This is a genomic window from Plantibacter sp. (assembly GCF_059073635.1).
Genome location: NZ_JCACOF010000010.1, coordinates 426,131 through 446,982, shown reverse-complemented (window position 1 = coordinate 446,982; position 20,852 = coordinate 426,131). Strand labels below are relative to the sequence as shown.

General features: G+C 69.1%; 18 protein-coding genes and 1 riboswitch. Of the genes, 7 read left to right on the top strand and 11 right to left on the bottom strand.

Annotation, left to right across the window (positions count from 1 at the left end):
- Positions 1-7 precede the first annotated feature (7 nt).
- Together ribD and AC5JOC_RS14265 are read right to left on the bottom strand one after the other, a co-directional pair.
- Positions 8-1,084 carry a bifunctional diaminohydroxyphosphoribosylaminopyrimidine deaminase/5-amino-6-(5-phosphoribosylamino)uracil reductase RibD gene (ribD, locus tag AC5JOC_RS14270; protein ID WP_494246617.1) on the bottom strand — a complete coding sequence of 359 codons (1,077 nt, stop codon included), beginning with the start codon at positions 1,082-1,084 and terminating at the stop codon, positions 8-10.
- A gap of 80 nt (positions 1,085-1,164) precedes the next feature.
- Positions 1,165-1,326: riboswitch (FMN riboswitch) on the bottom strand.
- A gap of 90 nt (positions 1,327-1,416) precedes the next feature.
- Positions 1,417-2,403, bottom strand: a complete 987-nt coding sequence (locus AC5JOC_RS14265; RefSeq protein WP_064294816.1) for a sugar-binding transcriptional regulator — start codon at positions 2,401-2,403, stop codon at positions 1,417-1,419.
- 134 nt (positions 2,404-2,537) lie between these two features.
- Between AC5JOC_RS14265 and AC5JOC_RS14260 the strand changes: the two genes are divergently transcribed.
- The 4 genes from AC5JOC_RS14260 to AC5JOC_RS14245 all read left to right on the top strand — a co-directional run bounded on the left by AC5JOC_RS14260 (position 2,538) and on the right by AC5JOC_RS14245 (position 8,142).
- Positions 2,538-4,274 (top strand): glycerol-3-phosphate dehydrogenase/oxidase, encoded by a 1,737-nt coding sequence (locus AC5JOC_RS14260; RefSeq protein ID WP_274500652.1) that lies wholly within the window; start codon positions 2,538-2,540, stop codon positions 4,272-4,274.
- Positions 4,275-4,421: 147 nt separating this feature from the next.
- The gene (locus AC5JOC_RS14255; protein ID WP_079002885.1) at positions 4,422-5,174 is read left to right on the top strand and encodes an MIP/aquaporin family protein; all 753 of its coding nucleotides are present in this window, start codon (positions 4,422-4,424) and stop codon (positions 5,172-5,174) included.
- A gap of 101 nt (positions 5,175-5,275) precedes the next feature.
- The gene (glpK, locus tag AC5JOC_RS14250; RefSeq protein ID WP_079707342.1) at positions 5,276-6,790 is read left to right on the top strand and encodes a glycerol kinase GlpK; all 1,515 of its coding nucleotides are present in this window, start codon (positions 5,276-5,278) and stop codon (positions 6,788-6,790) included.
- Positions 6,791-7,242: 452 nt separating this feature from the next.
- Positions 7,243-8,142 carry a putative endonuclease domain-containing protein gene (locus AC5JOC_RS14245; RefSeq protein WP_426738714.1) on the top strand — a complete coding sequence of 300 codons (900 nt, stop codon included), beginning with the start codon at positions 7,243-7,245 and terminating at the stop codon, positions 8,140-8,142.
- Positions 8,143-8,201: 59 nt separating this feature from the next.
- Here the strand turns inward: AC5JOC_RS14245 and trpS are convergent, their stop codons facing one another.
- From trpS to AC5JOC_RS14230, 3 genes are all read right to left on the bottom strand, one after another.
- Positions 8,202-9,206, bottom strand: a complete 1,005-nt coding sequence (gene trpS, locus AC5JOC_RS14240; protein WP_079002883.1) for a tryptophan--tRNA ligase — start codon at positions 9,204-9,206, stop codon at positions 8,202-8,204.
- 71 nt (positions 9,207-9,277) lie between these two features.
- Positions 9,278-10,123 (bottom strand): exodeoxyribonuclease III, encoded by an 846-nt coding sequence (locus tag AC5JOC_RS14235; RefSeq protein ID WP_079707339.1) that lies wholly within the window; start codon positions 10,121-10,123, stop codon positions 9,278-9,280.
- A 9-nt stretch (positions 10,124-10,132) separates the two neighbouring features.
- Positions 10,133-11,440, bottom strand: a complete 1,308-nt coding sequence (locus AC5JOC_RS14230) for a YihY/virulence factor BrkB family protein (RefSeq protein ID WP_463530275.1) — start codon at positions 11,438-11,440, stop codon at positions 10,133-10,135.
- Between the two features lie 57 nt (positions 11,441-11,497).
- Here AC5JOC_RS14230 and ptsP point away from each other — a divergent pair, with 57 nt between their 5' ends.
- Positions 11,498-13,156, top strand: coding sequence for a phosphoenolpyruvate--protein phosphotransferase (ptsP, locus tag AC5JOC_RS14225; RefSeq protein ID WP_124769716.1), 1,659 nt, complete (start codon positions 11,498-11,500; stop codon positions 13,154-13,156).
- 85 nt (positions 13,157-13,241) lie between these two features.
- Here the strand turns inward: ptsP and AC5JOC_RS14220 are convergent, their stop codons facing one another.
- The 5 genes from AC5JOC_RS14220 to corA all read right to left on the bottom strand — a co-directional run bounded on the left by AC5JOC_RS14220 (position 13,242) and on the right by corA (position 18,034).
- Positions 13,242-14,009, bottom strand: coding sequence for a succinate dehydrogenase iron-sulfur subunit (locus tag AC5JOC_RS14220; protein ID WP_064294822.1), 768 nt, complete (start codon positions 14,007-14,009; stop codon positions 13,242-13,244).
- A 2-nt stretch (positions 14,010-14,011) separates the two neighbouring features.
- Positions 14,012-15,814: a succinate dehydrogenase flavoprotein subunit gene (gene sdhA, locus AC5JOC_RS14215; protein WP_086474106.1), complete on the bottom strand. Its 1,803-nt coding sequence runs from the start codon at positions 15,812-15,814 to the stop codon at positions 14,012-14,014.
- A 26-nt stretch (positions 15,815-15,840) separates the two neighbouring features.
- The gene (locus AC5JOC_RS14210; RefSeq protein ID WP_064294824.1) at positions 15,841-16,287 is read right to left on the bottom strand and encodes a succinate dehydrogenase hydrophobic membrane anchor subunit; all 447 of its coding nucleotides are present in this window, start codon (positions 16,285-16,287) and stop codon (positions 15,841-15,843) included.
- Positions 16,287-16,715 carry a succinate dehydrogenase, cytochrome b556 subunit gene (gene sdhC, locus AC5JOC_RS14205; RefSeq protein WP_255376691.1) on the bottom strand — a complete coding sequence of 143 codons (429 nt, stop codon included), beginning with the start codon at positions 16,713-16,715 and terminating at the stop codon, positions 16,287-16,289. The genes AC5JOC_RS14210 and sdhC overlap by 1 nt, the downstream gene beginning before the upstream one ends.
- A 194-nt stretch (positions 16,716-16,909) precedes the next feature.
- A complete protein-coding gene (gene corA, locus AC5JOC_RS14200; protein ID WP_071262530.1) occupies positions 16,910-18,034 on the bottom strand; it encodes a magnesium/cobalt transporter CorA in 1,125 nt (374 codons plus the stop codon).
- Between the two features lie 107 nt (positions 18,035-18,141).
- Here corA and AC5JOC_RS14195 point away from each other — a divergent pair, with 107 nt between their 5' ends.
- Positions 18,142-19,257 (top strand): mannose-1-phosphate guanylyltransferase, encoded by a 1,116-nt coding sequence (locus tag AC5JOC_RS14195; RefSeq protein ID WP_064294827.1) that lies wholly within the window; start codon positions 18,142-18,144, stop codon positions 19,255-19,257.
- Positions 19,258-19,270: 13 nt separating this feature from the next.
- Positions 19,271-19,759, top strand: a complete 489-nt coding sequence (locus AC5JOC_RS14190) for a hypothetical protein (protein ID WP_079707335.1) — start codon at positions 19,271-19,273, stop codon at positions 19,757-19,759.
- A gap of 40 nt (positions 19,760-19,799) precedes the next feature.
- On the opposite strand, the gene AC5JOC_RS14185 is transcribed toward AC5JOC_RS14190, so the two are convergent.
- Positions 19,800-20,801: a LasA N-terminal domain-containing protein gene (locus AC5JOC_RS14185; protein WP_494246616.1), complete on the bottom strand. Its 1,002-nt coding sequence runs from the start codon at positions 20,799-20,801 to the stop codon at positions 19,800-19,802.
- Positions 20,802-20,852 lie beyond the last annotated feature (51 nt).

The window sequence follows — 20,852 nt, the reverse complement described above, 5'->3', positions numbered from 1 at the left end:
CTGGGGGTCAGGCGGTGAGGTGGCGGGCGGCCGAGGCGGAGGCGCTGCGGTCGGGTGTCGTGATGACGAGGAGGTCGTCGCCGAGTGGTTCGACGCCGACGGTGGTGAGGCGGATCGCTTCGCCGATGGTGTCGACACCGAGGTCGCCGATCGCGAGGCGAGGGCCGCCGAGGAGCACCGGGGCGAGGTAGGTGAGGACCGTGTCGGCGAGTCCTGCGCGGAGGAACGCCGTGGCGATGGTCGGGCCGCCCTCGATGAAGACGCTCCGGACGCCCGCGGCGCGGAGCTCGGCTAACAGCGCAGCCGGATCATGCCCGTGGTGGACGACGACCGGCCGGGGGTGGCGGTGGACGGCGGCGTCCAGGGGGATCTGGCGATCGCCCATGACGACGGGCAATGGCTGCTCGGGCAGGAGGTCGCCGCGGTCGTCGCGAGCGGTGAGGCTCGGATCGTCGGCGAGGACCGTCCCCGTGCCGACGAGGATCGCATCGTGGGCGGCCCGTCGACGGTGGACGTCGTCGCGCGCGGCGTCGCCGGTGATCCAGCGGCTCGTGCCGTCGCTCGCGGCGATCCGCCCGTCGAGACTCGAGGCCCACTTCACCGTGACGAGCGGACGCCCGAGGCGGGCGGTGGTGAGCCAGTCACCGAGGAGGTCCTCCGCCGGTCCGGCGAGCACACCGCCGACGACGGTGACGCCGCCGTCGCGGAGTCGTTCCGCTCCACCTCCGGAGTGGTGGCCGGGGTCGTCCACGGCGAACACGACGCGCTCGACACCGGCCTCGAGGAGGGCGACGGCACACGGTCCGGTCCGGCCCGTGTGGTTGCAGGGTTCCAGGGTGACGACGGCCGTCGCGCCGCGGGCCGCTCCGGGAGCGAGGCGGGACAGGGCGTCGACCTCCGCATGCGGGGTGCCGGCTCCACGGTGCCAGCCCTCGGCGATCACGGTGCCGTCGGCGTCGAGGATGACGCAGCCGACGCGGGGGTTGACCCCGCGGGCGGGGCCGTTGGCGGCGAGTTCGAGCGCGCGCAGCATGGCCTGCTCCTCGCGGACACTCGCCTGCGGTGCCTCGGTTCCTGCGCTCATCTGTCCGTCATCTCGGTCGGTACTGACACGAGTTCCGGGGTCGCGGGCAGGTGCTCGCCGGCGTCGACCATCGGCCGACGCCCGTGCTTCCTTCCATCCGGACTCGAACGCCGCCTGCGAGCAGACGCGTTCATAACCGTCGGTCCTGGAGTTCCACCAGGTCAACCGGGCCTCGCTTGCGCGAGACACGGGTCGCGGACTATCACCGCCGGTTCGGACTCTCACCGACCCCGGAGCACGTTACGTGTTGTCGATTCTAGGTCAACGGGCTGAGTGGGTGCCCTATTCCCGGTTCGGATGACGCCCGGTTGCAGCGCCTGATGCGGCCGGGGTCAGCGCTGGGCGTCGTGCTGGTCGATCGCCGCGCGGGCGGTCCCCTCGTCGACCACGAGGTCGGAGATGAGCCCGCCCGCCAACGCCCCGAGGAGCGGGGGCACCTTGGCGGCTCCCGCGACCACGCAGATCCGACGGGAGACGCCGCGCAGCACGTCGAGGTCGGGCCCGGACGCACGATTGTTGAAGGGGATGTCGCGCCAGGAACCGTCGGCGCGGAAGAACACGGTCGCGACGTCCCCGACCGCCCCGGCGCTCGCGAGCGCCTCGAAGTCGCTGTCGTCGAGGTAGCCGCCGACGTAGACGTGGCTGGGCACCCCCGAGAGCTGCGAACCGAGACCGAACAGCGCGACGTCCATGCGGCGTTGGATCTCGAGCACGCGTCGGATGCTGCGTTCCCGCCAGAGGGCCAGCTTGGTCGACGGGTCGTCGAAGAAGGCGGGCACCGCGAACTGCTGCGCGTAGGCCCCGTAGGCGTCCGCGTACCGATGCAGGATCTCACTCGCGTAGAGGATGCCCGAGGTGCGCGTGTTGGCCGCACCGTTCAGCTGGACGATCTGCGAGTTGTGGGTCCGCTTGGGGGTGAGGTGCCTCGCCACCGCACTCACGGTCGAGCCCCATGCCAGGCCGAGCGTCATGTTCGAGTCGAACACCGAGCCGAGAAAACGTGCAGCCGAGAGGGCGACCCGCTCCAGGCGGTCGATGTCGCTCGTGTGGTCGGGGACCGGGACGATGTGGGCGGTCACGCCGAAGCGGTCGCGGAACTCCGCCTCGAGCCGCGACGGCATGTCGTGCGGGGAGCGCACCTGGATGTCGACGAGCCCGCTTTCCCGCGCATATCCGAGCAGGCGGGAGACCGACGACCGGGAGGTGTGGAGCTCCTGGGCGATGGCCTCCATGGTGAGGTCCTGCACGTAATACAGCTGTGCGGCACGGAGCGCCTCGGCCGTCCGGTCCGGCTGGCTGAGCGCGTCTGCGAGCGACATCGGGTCTCCTTGCACGTTTGTTCACTAGGGCTGTTCAGAGTTGCAGCGGGTGTCACGATGTATTCAGTCACATCATTCAGCGGCGCGCAATCCCGGCAGCGTCGCGTACCAACCGCGAAGAAGCGAGGCATCTCATGTCCCTCAAGTCGTCAGCTCCCCGTTCCACCGTCCAGTCCGTCATCGACCGCCCGCAGGCGTCGGTGCTCATCATCGGCGGCGGCATCAACGGCATCGCGACCTTCCGCGACCTCGCGCTCCAGGGCGTCGACGTCACGCTCGTGGAACGCAACGACTGGGCCTCCGGCGCCTCTGCCGCGTCGAGCCACATGATCCACGGCGGCATCCGGTACCTCGAGAACGGCGAGTTCCGCCTCGTCCAGGAGTCGGTGCAGGAGCGCAACGGGCTCATCAAGATCGCCCCGCACTACGTGAAGCCGCTCGAGACCACGGTCCCGATCTTCTCGACCTTCTCCGGCATCCTCTCCGCACCGCTGCGCTTCCTCACCCACAAGCAGGGCAAGCCGCAGGAGCGTGGTGCGCTGCTCATCAAGGTCGGCCTCACCGCGTACGACTCCTTCTCCCGCGACGGTGGCAGCGTGCCGCGTCACCGCTTCCACGGCCGGAAGAAGTCCCTCGCCGACCTGCCGAAGATGAACCCGGGCCTCAAGTACACGGCGACCTACTACGACGCCTCCATGCACGACCCGGAGCGTCTCGCACTCGACGTCCTCATGGACGGCCTCGCCGCCGGCCCGCACGCCCGCGCCGTCAACTACGTCGAGGCGGTCGGCATGGGAGCCGACGGCGTCGAGCTCCGCGACACCGTCACCGGCCAGACCTTCACCGTGACGAGCGACGTCGTGGTCAACACCTCCGGCCCCTGGACCGACCTCACGAACGCCGGCCTCGGCGAGCCGACGACCTACATGGGCGGCACGAAGGGCTCGCACATCGTCCTCGACAACCCGGAGCTCTACGCGGCCACCAAGGGGCGCGAGATCTTCTTCGAGCACGAGGACGGCCGCATCGTCCTCATCTACCCGCTCAAGGGCAAGGTCATGGTCGGCACGACCGACATCGACGCCGACCCGAGCACCCCGAGCGTCTGCACCGAGGAGGAGGTCGACTACTTCTTCGACCTCGTGAAGCACGTCTTCCCGACCATCGCGACCTCGCGCGAGCAGATCGTCTACCGGTTCTCCGGCATCCGCCCGCTGCCGAAGCACGACGACGAGGCCCCCGGCTTCGTGTCGCGCGACTACCGGATCGAGCGCCGGGCCGCCGCTGCACGTCCGTCCACCACCGTGTTCAGCCTCGTCGGCGGCAAGTGGACCACCTTCCGGGCCCTCGCCGAGCACCTCAGCACGGACGTGCTCAACACCATCGGGGCCCCGCGCCCCGTGGAGACCCTCGGCCTCGCGATCGGCGGCGGCGCCGGCTTCCCGCGCACCGACTCGGCGACGCGCACCTGGGTCGCCGCGCACGAGGACGGCACCGGTGCCAAGCGTGCCGAGCAGCTGCTGGGCCGGTACGGCACGAAGGCCGCCGCACTCCTCGAGCACCTGTCCGAGCACGGCGACGACCGCTTGCAGGGCGCTGCCGACTACAGCGTGCAGGAGCTGGAGTACCTCGTCGAGCAGGAGCAGGTCGTGCACCTCTCCGACGTGCTGCACCGTCGCACGAGCCTCGCCTTCACCGGATCGCTGACCGCCGGCCTCGTCGACGAGATCGCCCGCGTCGTCGGCGGTGTCCTCGGGTGGGACGACGCCGAGCGGACCGCGCAGATCACCGCAGCGCTCGACCGCCTGCGCGACGCCCACCAGGTCGACCTCCGGGTCGACGCCGCCAAGGAGGCCCCGGCGTTCTCATAATGCACGAATGTGCAGGCAAGGCCCTTGTCCTGTGCAACAGGAGCTGGCTACCTTACAAGCAACTGGTCAGTGCAACCTCGCCCAGCGGGGGCTCGCGCCTCGGCGTCGGCCCCCACACGGCCACACCTATGAAAGGTCAATGAAGACATGAACCTCGGAACCATCTTCCTCTCCGAGACCGTGGGGACGGCGATGCTCGTCCTCCTCGGTACCGGTGTGGTCGCCACGGCGATCCTCACGAAATCCAAGGGCCTCGGTGGCGGCTGGCTGCTCATCAACTTCGGTTGGGGCCTCGCGGTCTTCGCCGGTGTCACGGTGTCCTACGCCTCCGGCGGACACCTGAACCCCGCCGTCACGATCGGCTTCCTCACCACGGGGTCGATCGACTTCGGTACGGCGCTCGTCTACTGGGCGGCGCAGATGGTCGGTGCCTTCATCGGTGCCGTGCTGACGTACTTCGCCTTCAAGCAGCACTTCGACCAGGAGGAGGACCCGGGCAAGAAGCTCGGTGTCTTCTCGACCGGTCCGGAGATCCGCAGCTACGGCTGGAACCTCGTGACCGAGGTCATCGCGACCTTCGTCCTCGTCTTCGTCGTGATGTCCTTCGGCAAGACCGGCCCCGACGCGGTGGTCATCGAGGGCGTCCCCGGGGGACTCGCAGCCCTGGGCGCCCTTCCCGTCGCCCTGCTCGTCGTCGGTATCGGTGCCTCCCTCGGTGGCCCGACCGGCTACGCGATCAACCCGGCACGTGACCTCGGTCCGCGCATCGCCCACGCCCTCCTCCCCATCAAGGGCAAGGGCAAGAGCGACTGGTCCTACGCCTGGGTGCCGGTCGTCGGCCCCCTGCTCGGTGGTGTCCTCGCGGCCCTCGCCTCGATGGTGCTGCTCCCGGCCGTCTGACCTGACGCTGCGGCGGTGACCGGACACGATCACCGCCGCGGCACCCCGGGGTACCGGTTCCGGTGCCTCACCTCGCAACGCACGCAACGAAGGAGTATCCAATGGCGGACTACGTCATCGCAATCGACCAGGGGACGACGAGTTCCCGGGCCATCGTCTTCGACAAGAGCGGATCGATCGTCTCGACGGGCCAGCTCGAGCACGAGCAGATCTTCCCGAAGGCCGGCTGGGTCGAGCACAACCCGAACCAGATCTGGAACAACACCCGCGAGGTCATCGGCCAGGCGCTCAGCAAGGCCAACATCACCCGGCACGCCATCGCGGCCATCGGCATCACGAACCAGCGCGAGACCGCCGTCGTCTGGGACAAGACCACCGGTCAGCCCGTCTACAACGCGATCGTCTGGCAGGACACGCGCACCCAGGACATCGTGAACCGCCTCGCTGCGGACGGCGGCGTCGAGCGCTTCAAGAAGACCGTCGGCCTGCCGCTGGCGACCTACTTCTCCGGCACGAAGATCGTCTGGATCCTCGAGAACGTCGAGGGTGCTCGCGAGAAGGCCGAGGCGGGCGACCTCCTCTTCGGCACGACCGACAGCTGGGTCATCTGGAACCTCACCGGTGGTGTCAACGGCGGCGTGCACGTCACCGACGTCACCAACGCCTCGCGCACGCTCTTCATGGACCTCGAGACCCTGCAGTGGGACGACGAGATCCTCAAGGCGTTCGGCGTCCCGAAGTCGATGCTCCCGGAGATCAAGAGCTCCTCCGAGATCTACGGCCACGCGTCCGACGACAGCCTCCTCCGCGAGACGCCGATCGCCGGCATCCTCGGCGACCAGCAGGCGGCGACCTTCGGTCAGGCCGCCTTCCAGCAGGGCGAGGCCAAGAACACCTACGGCACCGGTAACTTCATCATCTTCAACACCGGTGAGGAGATCGTCCACTCCGAGAACGGTCTGCTGACGACGCTCGGCTACAAGCTCGGCGACGCGAAGCCGCACTACGCGCTCGAGGGTTCGATCGCCGTGACCGGTTCGCTCGTCCAGTGGCTGCGCGACAACCTCGGCATGTTCTCCTCCGCTCCCGAGGTCGAGGCGCTCGCCAAGACCGTCGAGGACAACGGTGGCGCGTACTTCGTGCCGGCGTTCTCCGGGCTGTTCGCGCCGTACTGGCGTCCGGACGCCCGCGGTGCGCTCGTCGGGCTCACCCGGTACGTCAACAAGGGCCACATCGCCCGGGCCGCCCTCGAGTCGACCGCGTTCCAGACGGCCGAGGTCATCGACGCCGTCAACGCCGACTCGGGTGTCCCGCTGACGGAGCTCAAGGTCGACGGCGGCATGACCGCCAACGACACGCTCATGCAGTTCCAGGCCGACATCCTCGGTGTGCCGGTCATCCGACCGGTCGTCGCCGAGACCACGGCGCTCGGCGCTGCCTACGCGGCCGGTCTCGCCGTCGGCTTCTGGTCCGACCTCGACGACCTCGCGAAGAACTGGCAGGAGGACAAGCGCTGGGAGCCCAACATGGACTCCGCGGAGCGCGACCGCCTCTACCGCAACTGGAAGAAGGCCGTCACGAAGACCTTCGACTGGGTCGACGACGACGTGCAGTAGTCCCGACCGACCGGAACGGCCCGTCCTCCTCGCGGAGGGCGGGCCGTTCTGTCGTCCGTCCTCGTGCCGCTTCCCGCAGGGTGCACCTGCGCACAACTCCTGCAGCTTGAGGACCGACTCGGGAGCAACCGCGCCATTCCGCCTGCCCGCGCCGACCGGGCCGGTCAGGCGCAGGAGTTCTGCGCGAACTCGCTGCCTCCCGCGAGACTCGCTCCGACCCCCATCTCGTCGAGATGGGTGTCCCACATGCGCATAACTCCTGCTCCTCGCTGCTGCGGCGCCTCCCTGGGGTCGATCCTGAGCGTTGGCCAGTGGCCAGCAGGAGTTGTGAACCGCGCGCGACGGTGACGCCCTGACCGTGACCCTCCTCCACAGTGCTCCCGTAGTCCTCGACCGACGACGACGCAGCCGCGTGAGACCGACCGCTCGATCGGTGCCCCGAACCTCGATGGATGGACAGTGCAGCTTCTGGTCACACGATCCTCACCCGCTCGACGCTTCTCGAGGAAGGTATGCGACCGCGTGAGATCACCCAGGCGGTGCGTGACGGAACGATCGTTCGCGTGCGGCGCGATCGATACGCGCTCCCCGGAGTACACGATGACATCCGTGCCGCAGTGCGCATCGGGGGGAGGCGAGCGTGCCTGTCCACCCTGGCCGCCCGTGGTGTGTTCGTGTTCGACGCCACCCGGGTCCATGTGCATGTGGACCGCAGCGCCTCACGACTTCGCGGACCGCGGGCGGAGGACCGACGGCTGGCTACCAGCGATCGACGGGAGTTCACTCTCCACTGGCGACCGCTTGATCAGCCGTGCGGCACGTTCGACTGCGACGTGTCGATCATCGACGCACTGGCCCAGTCCATCCGGTGCCAGTCGCCGCGGATGGCACTCGCGACGCTCGACAGCGCGGTCCATCTCGGGTTGGTGGATGAGCCCGACCTCCGACGAGTCTTCGCCCTGGTGCCCGAACGCTTTCGTGCGCTCATGGCGTTGATCGATGGACGCGCCGAGTCAGGTCCGGAGACACTCCTGCGCTTGATCGTCCGCAGCCTCGGTCTGTCGTACGAAGTGCAGCCCCGTCTGGCGGAGGGTGGACGCGGTGATCTCCTGGTGGCTGAGTCATTGTTGATCGAGGTCGACAGTCGAGCCCATCATGAGGGGTGGTCGCACGCCGTCTCCGACCGCACCCGCGACCTCAGAGCCGCCTCGCGCGGGCTGATGACGTTGCGACCGCTCTACCAGCACGTGGTGCATGAGCCCGGGCTCGTCGCGGCAGCGATCACCGGTCTGATCGGGGACGTACGCACAACTCCTGCTCACCGCGTGGGTACTCCACGGGCCGCGCGGTGAGTGCGGTGTGTGCGGGCTTGCGGACAGTGACGAGCAGGAGTTGCGAACGGACGGCGGGATCAGGCGGGGCGGAGGAGTCCGACGCGGTCGTAGACCTCGGCGAGGGTCTGCTCGGCGACCTCGGTTGCGCGCGCGGCGTTGACCGCGAGCAGGCGGTCGAGCTCGGCGGGGTCGTCGAGGAGCTCGAGCGCGCGCGCACGGACCGGCTCGAGTTCGCCCACGACGACCTCGGCGAGACCCTTCTTGAGGTCGCCGTAGCCACGACCCTCGAACTCGCCGACGACGGCCTCGATGGGGGAGCCGGTGATCGCGGAGTAGATGCTCAGCAGGTTCGAGACACCGGGCTTCTCCTGTGCGTCGAAGGCGATGACGCCGTCGTTGTCGGTGACCGCACGCATGATCTTCTTCTGCGTGACCTTCGGCTCGTCGAGCAACCAGATGATCCCCGCCGGGGTCTCGGCGGACTTCGACATCTTCGACGTCGGGTTCTGGAGGTCGTAGATGCGCGCGGAGTCCTTCTGGATCTGCGCCTTCGGGACGACGAAGGTGTCGCCGAAGCGGGCGTTGAACCGCTCGGCGAGGTCGCGCGTGAGCTCGATGTGCTGCCGCTGGTCGTCGCCGACCGGCACGATGTCGGTCTGGTAGAGCAGGATGTCCGCCGCCATGAGGATCGGGTAGGCGAAGAGCCCGACCGACGAGGCGTCGCGCCCGTGCTTCGCCGACTTGTCCTTGAACTGCGTCATGCGCGCGGCCTCGCCCATGCCGGTGATCGTGTTGAGCACCCAGGCGAGCTGTGCGTGCGCCGGGACGTGCGACTGGACGTACAGGGTCGACGCCGAGGGGTCGATGCCTGCGGCGATGTACTGGGCGGCCGTGCGACGGGTCTTCTCGCGGAGCTCGGCGGGGTCCTGCGGCACCGTGATCGCGTGCAGGTCGACGATGCTGAAGAAGGCGTCGTGCTCCTGCTGCATCTGCTTCCACTGCAGGAGGGCACCGATGTAGTTGCCGAGGTGGAGCGAGTCGGCGGAGGGCTGCATGCCGGAGTACAGGCGTGGCTTGGTCATGTGGGTTCTCGCAGAGGGATGAGCGGCCGGAGCCGGGGCACGGAGTGGTGGGGTGGCGTGATGCCGAAGGGTCAGACGGCGTAGTCGACGACGACGGGGGCGTGATCGGACCATCGCTGGTCGTACGCCGCGGCGCGGTCGATCGTGTAGCCGGACGCGAGGGCCGCGAGCTCGGGGGTGGCGAGCTGGTAGTCGATGCGCCAGCCGGTGTCGGTGTCGAAGGCCTGGCCGCGCTGGGACCACCAGGTGTAGGGACCGGGGACCTGGCCGGCGGACTGGCGCCCGATGTCGACCCAGCCGAGGCCGGTGCCGGTCACGCCGTCGACGCCCGTCACCGTCTCACCAGCCGGGCCGAGGTAGCGGTCGAAGTAGGACCGCTCCGCGGGCAGGAAGCCGGCACGCTTGACGTTGCCCTTCCAGTTCTTGATGTCGAGCTCGGTGTGGCCGACGTTGAGGTCGCCGACGACGAGGGACAGCGGGTTGTGCTCGCGCAGTGCCGGCAGCCGCTCGAGCATCGCCTCGAGGAAGCGGAACTTCTCGACCTGCTTGGGGGTGTCGACCTCGCCGGAGTGCACGTAGGTGCTCACGACCGTGACGAGGGTGCCGTCGATGTCGAAGTCGGCCTCGATCCAACGACCCGCGCTGTCGAAGTCGTCGGCTCCGAGGGCGACGCGGTGGATGCCCGCCGAGCGACGGCTGACGATCGCGACGCCGGCACGCCCCTTGGCGGTCGCGGCATCGTGCAGGATGTTCCACTCCGGTCCGAAGAGCGTCTCGAGGTCGCTCGTCGCAGCGCGGACCTCCTGCAGGGCGAGGATGTCGACCCCGCGGTCTTCGAGCCAGTCGCCCATCCCCTTGCGGAAGGCCGCGCGGACTCCGTTGACGTTGACACTGGCGATGCGGAGGGGTGCAGACATGCCTCCAGCTTAGTCGCGGGGGCCGACAACGCCCTGGCCCCGGCGTCCGCCCTGGCGTCGGCGATGGGGCGGGTCCGACGCGTCCGCCGCGGGCGACTCGGGGGCTTCGCCGTGCTCTCGGATGAGCTCGGCCGAGGCCTCCTCGGCGTGCCGGACGCGCCGGCGGGCGAACCAGACCGCCGGGCCCTTGGCGCGCCGGAGGGATTCGCGAGCCTCCCGCAGTTCCGCCTCGGCGATCAGCCTCCTGGCCGCCAGCTCTTCGGCCGCCTGCTCCTCCGGCGTCGTCGTGCGCACACTGATGCCCTGGTCGTCGAGCCCCACGGCGATCCAGGCGGCGGATGCGAGGATGACGCGGCTCACGAGGTTGAACCACAGCATGAGGCCGATGAACACCGCGAAGGTCGCGAGCAACGGGTTCCGGGAGGCCCCGGCGATCACCGCACTGCTCGCGACGCTCAGGAGTGAGAGCACCAGGCTGCCGAGGAGCGCGCCTCCGAAGAGGTTGCGCCACGGGATCCGGATCCGGCTGAGCACGCGGTACATGGCGCCGAGGGTGACGAGGTTCACGACCACCGCGACGACCAGCCCGACGACCCGGCTGCCGACGGTCACCCAGAAGGTGCCCTCCAAGCCGACCAGTGACAGCAGCCAGCTGAGTGCCTGGGTGCTGGCGACCGACAGCGTCGCGGAGACGAGGAGGAGGACGCCGAAGGCGAGTGCCAGCACGAGGTCGACGACCTTGAGCAGGAAGAAGCTGGCCGCGACCTTCGGGAGCGCGAAGATCGACCTGACCGCCTGCCGGGTGTAGTACAGCCAGCCGATCGCCGTCCAGATGAGACCGACGGCGGCGATGACCCCGGTCCAGCCGAGCAGCGAGGCGCTCGACAACTGCTCCTCGGCGATGATGCCTTCGCCGTCGGTGCCGATGAGGCCGGGGACGGCGCGGTTGATGATCTCCACCAGCGCCTGGAAGACCTCGGCGTTGTTGCCGAGCCAGATGCCGGTGATGGCGAATCCGACGTAGACCGCGGCGAACACGGCGAAGACGGCCTGGAAGCTGATCCCGGCGGCCAGGAGGTTGCCGTCCATGGCGAGATACCGATGGATGACGCGATAGGGCTTCAGCCGCATGACCCACGTCGTGGCGCGCTCCGCTCTCGCCGCGCGGGGCGCGAGCCGTCGGATGAACGGGTTCTCGCTGTTCTGGATCCATTGGAACACGAGTGGCGGTGGCGTCTGTTGGAGCCGCACCCTGGGGGTCGTACCGGCGTCCGGCGCGTCGGCGGAGTCCTTCCTCGGCGCACGCGGATTGGTCACCGGACCAGCCTACAAGCGGGCCGGACCGGGGGAGAGGCGGTGCACTAGGGTCGAACCATGCGCGAGGCGGAGGGGCAACGCACGTTCACCGGCACCGGCGTCGGACGCGGCGTCGTCGCCGGTCCCGTGCTCCGCATGCCGGAACCGCTGCCCGAACCGAGCGCCGACCCGTTCGGCGGGGACGTCACGCTCGAACAGGCCCGGGCCGTCGCGGCGCTCAGCGCGACGCGGGCCGACCTCGAGGACCGGGCTCGACGAGCCGGCGGACATGCGCAGGACGTGCTCGAAGCGCAGGCGGTCATGGCGGACGACCCGGCGCTCGCGGAGGACGTCGCAACGCGCATCGCGGCGGGGCGTTCCGCGGAGCGCGCCGTGTTCGAGGCCCTGGCGACGGTCCAGCAGGTCCTCTTCAACCTGGGGGAGCCGATGGCGGCGCGCGCGACCGACGTCGGTGACGTCTCGCAACGGGTCATCGCGCGGTTACTGGGCCGACCTGTCCCCGGACCTCCCGAGTCGGACGAGCCGTTCGTCCTCGTCGCCACGGACCTCGCTCCGGCAGACGCCGCGCTCCTCGATCTCGAGCGGGTGCTGGCACTCGTCACGAGTGGCGGCTCGGCGACCTCGCACACGGCCATCCTCGCGCGCGAGCAGTCACTCATCGCCGTCGTGGGCGTCGCCGGAGCCGAGCAGTTCGAGGACGGTGAGATCGTCCTCGTCGACGCCGGAGCCGGGGTCGTCACCGGGTCGCCGACGAAACGCGAGGTGCGGTCCGCCAGGTCCACCGCGGCCGAGCGCGTGCGGGTCTCACCGCGCTCACCGGGCGAACTCGCCGACGGCACCCCGGTGCCCCTGCTCGCGAACCTCGGGTCCGTCACCGGTGCGGCCGGTGCCCTGGCCCTCGGCGCCGAGGGGGTCGGGCTGTTCCGCACCGAGCTGCTCTTCCTGGACCGCGCGGAGGCGCCGGGCGTCGCCGAACAGGCTGACCGCTACGGCGAGTTGCTCGCGGCGTTCCCGGGCAAGCGGGTCGTCGTCCGGGTGTTCGACGCCGGAGCCGACAAGCCGCTCGCCTTCCTCCGAGCGGACGAGGCCGAGGCCAACCCGGCGCTCGGGGTGCGGGGCATCCGGGCGCTCCGCGCACGTGACGAGGTGCTCCGAGACCAGCTCACGGCGCTCGCGCTCGCACAGGACGCCCACGAGGCGGACCTCTGGGTGATGGCCCCGATGATCGCCGACCTCCCCGAGGCCGCGGCGTTCGTGACCCTCGCCAAACGGCTCGGGCTGCGCACGGTCGGGACGATGATCGAGGTGCCGTCGAGTGCGCTGCTCGCCGCGCAGATCCTCGGGGTCGCGGACTTCGTGAGCATCGGCACCAACGATCTGACGCAGTACACGCTCGCGGCGGACCGTCTCCTCGGGCCGCTCGGCTCGTATCAGGACCCGTGGCACCCCGCCGTGCTGCGGCTCGTCAAGCTCGTCGGCGACGCCGGTCTCGCCTCCGGGCGCTCGATCGGCGTCTGCGGGGAGGCGGCAGCGGACCCGGCCCTCGCGGTCGTGCTCGTCGGCCTCGGGGCGACGAGTCTCTCGGTCACCCCGGCCGCGCTCGGCGACGTCCGGAGCGAGTTGCGACGCTACACGCTCGAGGCGGCTCGTGCCATGGCCATGGACGCCCTGAGCGCCGCGTCACCGGCTGAAGCCAGAGCTGCCGCGCTGGCCTGACGTCGCTCGACGCACAGGTCGTCCCTGCACGAACACGTCCGGCCCAGCGCAGTGCGCTGGGCCGGACGGATGAACCGGGTGTGGGCTAGGAGACCTTGCCGGAGATCATGGCCTGCTTGACCTCGGCGATCGCCTGCGTGACCTGGATGCCGCGGGGGCACGCCTCGGTGCAGTTGAAGGTGGTGCGGCAGCGCCACACGCCCTCCTGGTCGTTGAGGATGTCCAGGCGGACCTGCGAGGCGTCGTCGCGGGAGTCGAAGATGAAGCGGTGCGCGTTCACGATCGCCGCCGGGCCGAAGTACTGGCCGTCGGTCCAGAACACGGGGCACGACGAGGTGCACGCGGCGCACAGGATGCACTTCGTGGTGTCGTCGAAGCGGGCGCGCTCGGCGACCGACTGCACGCGCTCCTTGTTCTTCTCCGCAGGCTTGCCGGGCATGAGGAACGGCTGCACCTCGCGGAACGACGCGAAGAAGGGGTCCATGTCGACGACGAGGTCCTTCTCGAGCGGCAGGCCCTTGATCGCCTCGACGTAGATCGGCTTCGAGATGTCGAGGTCCTTGATCAGCGTCTTGCAGGCGAGGCGGTTCCGGCCGTTGATCCGCATGGCGTCGGAGCCGCAGATGCCGTGCGCGCAGGAGCGACGGAACGTGAGGGTCCCGTCCTGTTCCCACTTGATCTTGTGGAGCGCGTCCAGGATGCGGTCCGTCGGGAACATCTCGACGTCGAAGTCCTCCCAGCGCGGCTCGGCGTCCACGTCCGGGTCGAATCGACGGATGATCAGGGTGACCGTGAAGGACTGGATCTCCTCCGGTGCTGCGGCCGGCGGGTTCTCGAGCGTTGCAGTGCTCATCGCTAGTACTTCCTCTCCATCGGCTGGTACCGCGTGATGACCACGGGCTTCCAGTCGAGCCGGATGTGGTCGGCCGCGTCGGACGAGTGCGGGTCGCCGGACAGGTACGCCATCGTGTGCTTCATGTAGTTCTCGTCGTCGCGCTTCGGGTAGTCGTCGCGCATGTGACCGCCACGGCTCTCCTGACGGTTGCGAGCGGAGTAGACGACGACCTCGGCGAGGTCGAGCAGGAAGCCCAGCTCGATCGCCTCGAGGAGGTCGGTGTTGAAGCGCTTGCCCTTGTCCTGGACGGCGATGTTCTGGTACCGCTCGCGCAGGTTGTGGATGGTGGCGGTGACGCCGGCGAGGGACTCGTCGGTCCGGAACACCTGGGCGTTGCGGTCCATCTCCTCCTGCAGCTCCTTGCGGATCGTGGAGATCCGCTCGGTGCCGTTGGAGTTCCGCATCTGCTCGATGAGGCCGGAGACGAAGCCGGCGGGGTTCTCGGGCAGTGGCGTGAAGTCGACGCCCTGGACGTACTCGACGGCGTTGTTGCCGGCGCGCTTGCCGAACACGTTGATGTCGAGGAGCGAGTTCGTGCCGAGCCGGTTCGAGCCGTGGACGGACACGCACGCGCATTCGCCGGCCGCGTACAGGCCGGGGACGACGGTGTTGTTGTCGCTCAGGACCTCGGCCTTGACGTTCGTCGGGATGCCGCCCATGGCGTAGTGCGCCGTCGGCATGACCGGGACGGGCTCCGTCACCGGGTCGACGCCGAGGTAGGTGCGCGCGAACTCGGTGATGTCGGGCAGCTTGGTCTCGAGGACCTCGGCACCGAGGTGGGTGCAGTCGAGGTAGACGTAGTCCTTGTTCGGCCCGGCACCGCGGCCTTCCGCGACCTCCTGGACCATGCAGCGCGCGACGATGTCTCGCGGGGCGAGGTCCTTGATGGTCGGGGCGTACCGCTCCATGAAGCGTTCACCGCTCGCGTTCCGGAGGATCGCACCCTCGCCTCGGGCTCCCTCGGTGAGGAGGATGCCGAGACCGGCGAGGCCGGTGGGGTGGAACTGGAAGAACTCCATGTCCTCGAGCGGGAGACCCTTGCGCCAGATGATCCCGACGCCGTCGCCCGTGAGGGTGTGGGCGTTCGAGGTCGTCTTGTAGATCTTGCCGAAGCCACCGGTGGCGAAGATGACCGCCTTCGCCTGGAAGACGTGGATCTCGCCGGTGGAGAGCTCGTACGCGACCACACCGGACGGCTTGTCGACGCCGTCGACGTTCGTCATGATCAGGTCGAGCGCGTAGTACTCGTTGAAGAAGTTGATGCCGAGGCGGACGCAGTTCTGGAACAGCGTCTGCAGGATCATGTGGCCCGTGCGGTCGGCCGCGTAGCAGGCACGGCGGACCGGCGCCTTACCGTGGTCGCGGGTGTGGCCGCCGAAGCGACGCTGGTCGATCTTGCCCTCGGGGGTGCGGTTGAACGGCAGACCCATGTTCTCGAGGTCGATGACCGCGTCGATGGCCTCCTTCGCGAGGATCTCCGCAGCATCCTGGTCGACGAGGTAGTCGCCGCCCTTGATGGTGTCGAAGGTGTGCCACTCCCAGCTGTCCTCCTCGACGTTCGCGAGCGCAGCGGCCATACCGCCCTGCGCCGCTCCCGTGTGGGACCGCGTCGGGTAGAGCTTGGAGATGACGGCCGTCTTCGCTCCGGGGCCGGCCTCGATCGCGGCGCGCATGCCGGCACCGCCGGCACCGACGATCACGATGTCGAACTGGTGGTAGTGGATGCCGTCGATGACGGTGGACTCGGTGGTTTCTGTAGTCACGGTTTCCGTTGCTCGGTCTCGGTTGCTCAGTTGGCGGGGCAGAACGACGCGAGCAGGTCTGCAGGTGCGCCGGCGGGGCACGGGTCGAAGGTGAAGACGACCAGGGTCCCGAGGATGATGAGGATGGTGACGGCGGCGAGGATCGCGACCTTGAGGACACCGCGGATCGTGCGACCCGTGGCGTAGTCGTTGACGATGGTGCGCATGCCGTTTCCGCCGTGGATCAGTGCGAGCCACAGCATGGCGACGTCCCACCACTGCCAGAAGGGGTTCGACAGCTTGCCGCCGACGAAGGCGAAGTCGATGGCCTTGATGCCGTCGCCGACCATGAGGTTGACGAACAGGTGGCCGAAGATGAGGACCAGCAGGATCACGCCGGAGACGCGCATGTAGATCCAGCCCCACTTCTCCCAGTTGACGCCCTTGCGGCGCGCGGGACGAGCGGGGGTGCGGGGAGCGGCGATCGTCGTCATCAGTGGCCCATCTCGCTGAACACGTTGATCAGGTGGCGCGGCGTGAAGCCGAGCATCGTCACGACCCAGAGACCGATGACGATCCAGAACATGGGCCGCTGGTACTTGGTGCCCTTCGACCAGAAGTCGATGAGGATGATGCGGATGCCGTTGTACGCGTGGTAGGCGATGGCGGCGACGAGCGCGACCTCACCGAGCCCCATGATGGGGTTCTTGTACGTGCCGATGACCGCGTTGTACGCCTCGGGGGAGACCCGCACCAGCGCGGTGTCGAGGACGTGCACGAGGAGGAAGAAGAAGATGGCGACGCCGGTGATCCGGTGGAGCACCCACGACCACATGCCCTCACGGCCCCGGTACAGGGTGCCGGCCGGGCGTTTGGATGTCGTGGATTCCAACGGTGACGTTCGCGTGAGACTCGCGGTCACGAGGTCCTCCCTGATAGTCGCTATCTGCGGCAGATCGTTCTGCCGTGCGGGGGTTGTTGCCTGCCGTGCGTCGAATCGGCGCGCTGGACCAAGTGTAGGCGTGGGATGCGCGGTCCCGCCGCTAAGGCTGGCCTAACTGTCTCGACGTCGAGAGAGGCCGGACATCTGCGCGACGACCGGGCGACACCGGGTGTTCACAACCAGTTCCGTCGCTTGAACACCTTGTAGAGGATGACGCTCGTGGTGGCCATGAGCGCGAGCGCCATCGGGTAGCCGAACCACCACGACAACTCCGGCATGTGGGTGAAGTTCATGCCGTAGATCCCCGCGATGAGACTCGGGCCGAACAGGATGGCGGCCCAGGAGGAGATCTTCTTCACCTCGTCGCCCTGCTTGAGGCTCGCCTCGGTCATCTTCGCCATCTCCTCGTTCTGGCGTTGCCCGACGAGGGTGCTGTTCACGGTCAGGATGTCGCGCAACAGCTCCCGGTAGGCGTCGATCCGCTGGTTGACGCTCGTGAGGTGGTCGGCGACGTCGCGGAGGCCACGTTGCAGTTCGTCGGCGACCCCGTACTTCGCGCTGCCCTGCTCGAGCGACAGCATCACGTCGCTGAGCGGGTGCGTCGCCCGCTCGAAGGCGATGACCTCGCGGGAGAGCTGGTAGATACGGCGGGACACCTGGGACTCGCCGACGAAGACCTGCTCCTCGATCTCGTCGATGTCGTTCGAGAGCCCGGCGACCACCGGACCGTAGCCGTCGACGACGGCGTCGATGATGGCGTACAGGATCGCCTGCGGACCGTAGGCGAGGAGTTCGTGCTCCTGCTCCATCCGCGCCCGCACGTGCGACAGGTCGGGGGACTCGGCGTGCCGGAGGGTGATGACGAAGTTCGGACCGACGAAGACGTGCAGCTCGCCGAACTCGACGGTCTCGGTCTCGTCGACGTAGTTGGCGGCCCGGAGGACGACGAACAGGACGTCGTCGTACCGCTCGATCTTCGGCCGCTGGTGCGCGGTGATGGCGTCCTCGACGGCGAGCGGGTGGAGACCGAACTCCGCCGCCAGGACGCCGAGCTCGCCGGCGTCGGGCCGGTAGAGCCCGATCCACGCGACGCCGTCCGGGGTCTCATGGAGCGCGCGGAAGGTGTCCTCGAGTGAGGTGAGCGTCGAGCTGCGGGAACCGTGGCGGTAGATGCAGGCGTTGACGATGCTGTTGCGGCCGTCCAGGTCCGCTGCGTCCGGCGGACCGACGGGGACCGGGGGAGCCTGCTTGCTGCCGAAGGACGGGATCGGGATCCCGAGGACGTTGCGTCCAGCCATGCTCGTACCGTTCTTTCTCGTGCTCGATCTGGCGCTCATCGTAAACCCGTCAGATGACGCTTCCGTGCCGTCGTCCTCAGGCTGGAGCCTGGCGGTACGCTCGGGGGATGACCACGCCCCTCGAACGCTTCTACGCAGTGATCCCGGCCGGCGGCATCGGCAGTCGTCTCTGGCCGCTCTCGCGAGCCGACGCACCCAAGTTCCTGCACGACCTCACCGGCTCCGGCAGCACGCTGTTGCGCGCCACCTGGGACCGCCTCGCGCCGATCGCCGGCGACCAGCGCATCATGGTCGTCACCGGGCGTGCGCACCGCGCGGCCGTCGAACAGCAGCTGCCCGACCTCGCCGACGCCAACGTGGTCCTCGAGAGCGAGCCGCGCGACTCGACCGCCGCGATCGGGCTCGCCGCAGCGATCCTCGTCCGTCGCGAACCCGACGTCATCGTCGGCTCGTTCGCCGCCGACCACGTGATCCGCGGCGACCGCCTGTTCCGCGCCGCGGTCGCCCAGGCCGTCACGGCCGCCGAGGAGCGCTACATCGTCACGATCGGCATCCAGCCCACGGAGCCCGCCATCGGCTTCGGCTACATCAAGAGCGCCCGCGACCTCGGCATCCGCGGGGCCGAAGGGGTCATGCTGGTCGACTCCTTCGTCGAGAAGCCCGACCTCGCCACGGCCAAGCGGTACGTCTCGAGCGGCGAGCACCTCTGGAACGCCGGGATGTTCATCTCGCGGGCCGACGTCCTCCTCGAGGAGATCGGTCGGCAGAAGCCCGAACTCCTGGCGGGCCTCCTCGAACTCGCCGAGGTCTGGGACGACGCGGCGGCCCGTGGCCCGGTCGTCGACCGCGTCTGGCCGGCGCTCGAGAAGATCGCGATCGACTACTCCGTGGCTGAGCCCGCCGCGGCCGCCGGTCGCATGGCCGTCGTGCCGGCGCACTTCGACTGGGACGACGTGGGCGACTTCGCCTCGCTCGCCAAGCTCAACTCCGGTGGGCGCAAGTCCGACCTCGCCATCCTCGGCGAGAACGCGCGGGTGCTGTCGGACGCCTCCAGCGGCATCGTCGTCAGCCAGACCGGTCGGGTCATCAGCCTCATCGGCGTGCAGGACATCGTCGTCGTCGACACCCCGGACGCCCTGCTCGTCACCACGAGCGCCAACGCGCAGCGGGTGAAGAGCGTCGTGGACGCCCTCAAGTTGTCCGGTCGCGACGACGTCCTCTGATCGGCGACCGACGGTGACCGCGCTGCGCGAGCTGCTCCTGCAGGCGGGCGCGCGTCTCCAAGCCGCAGGCGTGCGTGACGAGGCCCTGGCGGAGGTCTACACACCCCGCGGACTCCCGCTCGTGAAGCGGGCACCCGCGCTGCGGCCGATCGGCCGGGCGTGGCGCCTCGGGGTCGTCCTGCTCTCGGCCGACGGTCGCCTCTTCACCGCCGCCGAATCCACTCGGGCCGTGGAGCCGAAGTGGTTCAACCACCGCTCCTCGGAGGTCGAGCACCGTCGGATCGCGCAGCAGGCGGCCCACCGCGGCCCGTTCGCCGAGGGCGACGTCGTGAACTTCGAGGTCGTCGAGCTCGCGCTGGACGAGGCGTCACTCCGGGAAGGTTCAGGCCCGCTGCGACTCGTCGACGACACGGTCATGCTCCGCTGGGCCGGGCACGACCTCGGGCTCACCCCGCTCGACGCCTACCTCGACGACCGCGTCGCGCTCCTCATCGGCGAATGACCCGTTCGTTCGCCCATCCTTGGGAGAGCGAACCGGGCGATCAGACCGCGGGGCCGAACCACTCCGTGTAGAGCCGCCAGAAGTTGCGGTTGCCGTAGGCACTGCAGGCGTCGCCAGTGCCCGAGACGTTCGCGAGGGCCGCGGCGTTCGGTTGGTACGGCGTGTAGAGGTAGAGGTTCGCCGTCGCCTGGTTGCGGATGTCGACCTGGGTACCGCCGCAGGCCGCGTCGGGGCTGTACTGGATGTAGACCGATCCCAGGTGATACGCCCGCTGATAGGACTCACCCGGCACGTTGAGCGGGTACAGCGTGTACTGCCGGAACTGCCATGCGGAACGGTAGACCTGGTTCTGGAACCCGAAGTAGTCCGCGTCGCAGCTCGCGCTGAAGTTCGGGCCGGTGTCGGGGCAGCCCCAACCCATGGCGCGCGCGTAGCCGTACTCGCTCGGCCCGGTGATGAGCGACTGCTCCTTCTGCATGAGGACGAGCAGCACCTTGGGGTTGATCCCGCACGCGTGGGCGACCTTCGCGACGATCCTCGCCGCCGACTCGTTCACGGCGCCGCGGTAGGCCTCGCAGTGCCCGGGCTCGGCCGCCGGGACGGACTCGGTGCTGGCACGGAAGTCCGCCAGGCACGGCACGCCGTCTTTCGGGGTACAGGGCTGGGAGGCGAAGAACGCCTGGACGTCCGCCTCGCTCATGGCGTTCGCGTCGTAGAAGTTCGCGTCGCTGATGATCTCGCCCGGGTCGAAGTCCGTGCCGCGGACCGTGGGCGGCGCCGGCTGGGCAGGCTTGCTGGGAGCCGGCTTCGTCGGCTTCGGGCTCGCCGTCGAGGGCGTGGTCGGCGAGGGACTCGGGGTGGGCGTCGGCGTCGTCTGCGTCCGGCTCAGCTGCGAGCTCGCGGCGGCCGCGGTCGCCGGCGTGGTCGGCAGTGCGCCGAGTGCGACGAGCGCACCGATACCGAGCGCGGCGAGCAGCGAGGCCGCGGTCGATCGATGCGCACGGCGACGCCGCGCGGGCGAGGGGACCGACGGAGCACGCATGACGACCAGCCTAATCGGGACCGGTGACGTGCAGGGCTTGCGGCGGCCGAC

Bases quoted from the DNA above. Each gene is read 5' to 3' on its own strand.
- AC5JOC_RS14195 (WP_064294827.1), top strand. From the start codon at position 18,142: ATGACCACGCCCCTCGAACGCTTCTACGCAGTGATCCCGGCCGGCGGC.
- AC5JOC_RS14210 (WP_064294824.1), bottom strand. From the start codon at position 16,287: ATGACGACGATCGCCGCTCCCCGCACCCCCGCTCGTCCCGCGCGCCGC.
- trpS (WP_079002883.1), bottom strand. From the start codon at position 9,206: ATGACCAAGCCACGCCTGTACTCCGGCATGCAGCCCTCCGCCGACTCG.
- glpK (WP_079707342.1), top strand. From the start codon at position 5,276: ATGGCGGACTACGTCATCGCAATCGACCAGGGGACGACGAGTTCCCGG.
- AC5JOC_RS14220 (WP_064294822.1), bottom strand. From the start codon at position 14,009: ATGAGCACTGCAACGCTCGAGAACCCGCCGGCCGCAGCACCGGAGGAG.
- AC5JOC_RS14245 (WP_426738714.1), top strand. From the start codon at position 7,243: ATGGACAGTGCAGCTTCTGGTCACACGATCCTCACCCGCTCGACGCTT.
- AC5JOC_RS14260 (WP_274500652.1), top strand. From the start codon at position 2,538: ATGTCCCTCAAGTCGTCAGCTCCCCGTTCCACCGTCCAGTCCGTCATC.
- ribD (WP_494246617.1), bottom strand. From the start codon at position 1,084: ATGAGCGCAGGAACCGAGGCACCGCAGGCGAGTGTCCGCGAGGAGCAG.
- AC5JOC_RS14185 (WP_494246616.1), bottom strand. From the start codon at position 20,801: ATGCGTGCTCCGTCGGTCCCCTCGCCCGCGCGGCGTCGCCGTGCGCAT.
- ptsP (WP_124769716.1), top strand. From the start codon at position 11,498: ATGCGCGAGGCGGAGGGGCAACGCACGTTCACCGGCACCGGCGTCGGA.
- corA (WP_071262530.1), bottom strand. From the start codon at position 18,034: ATGGCTGGACGCAACGTCCTCGGGATCCCGATCCCGTCCTTCGGCAGC.
- AC5JOC_RS14235 (WP_079707339.1), bottom strand. From the start codon at position 10,123: ATGTCTGCACCCCTCCGCATCGCCAGTGTCAACGTCAACGGAGTCCGC.
- AC5JOC_RS14265 (WP_064294816.1), bottom strand. From the start codon at position 2,403: ATGTCGCTCGCAGACGCGCTCAGCCAGCCGGACCGGACGGCCGAGGCG.
- AC5JOC_RS14255 (WP_079002885.1), top strand. From the start codon at position 4,422: ATGAACCTCGGAACCATCTTCCTCTCCGAGACCGTGGGGACGGCGATG.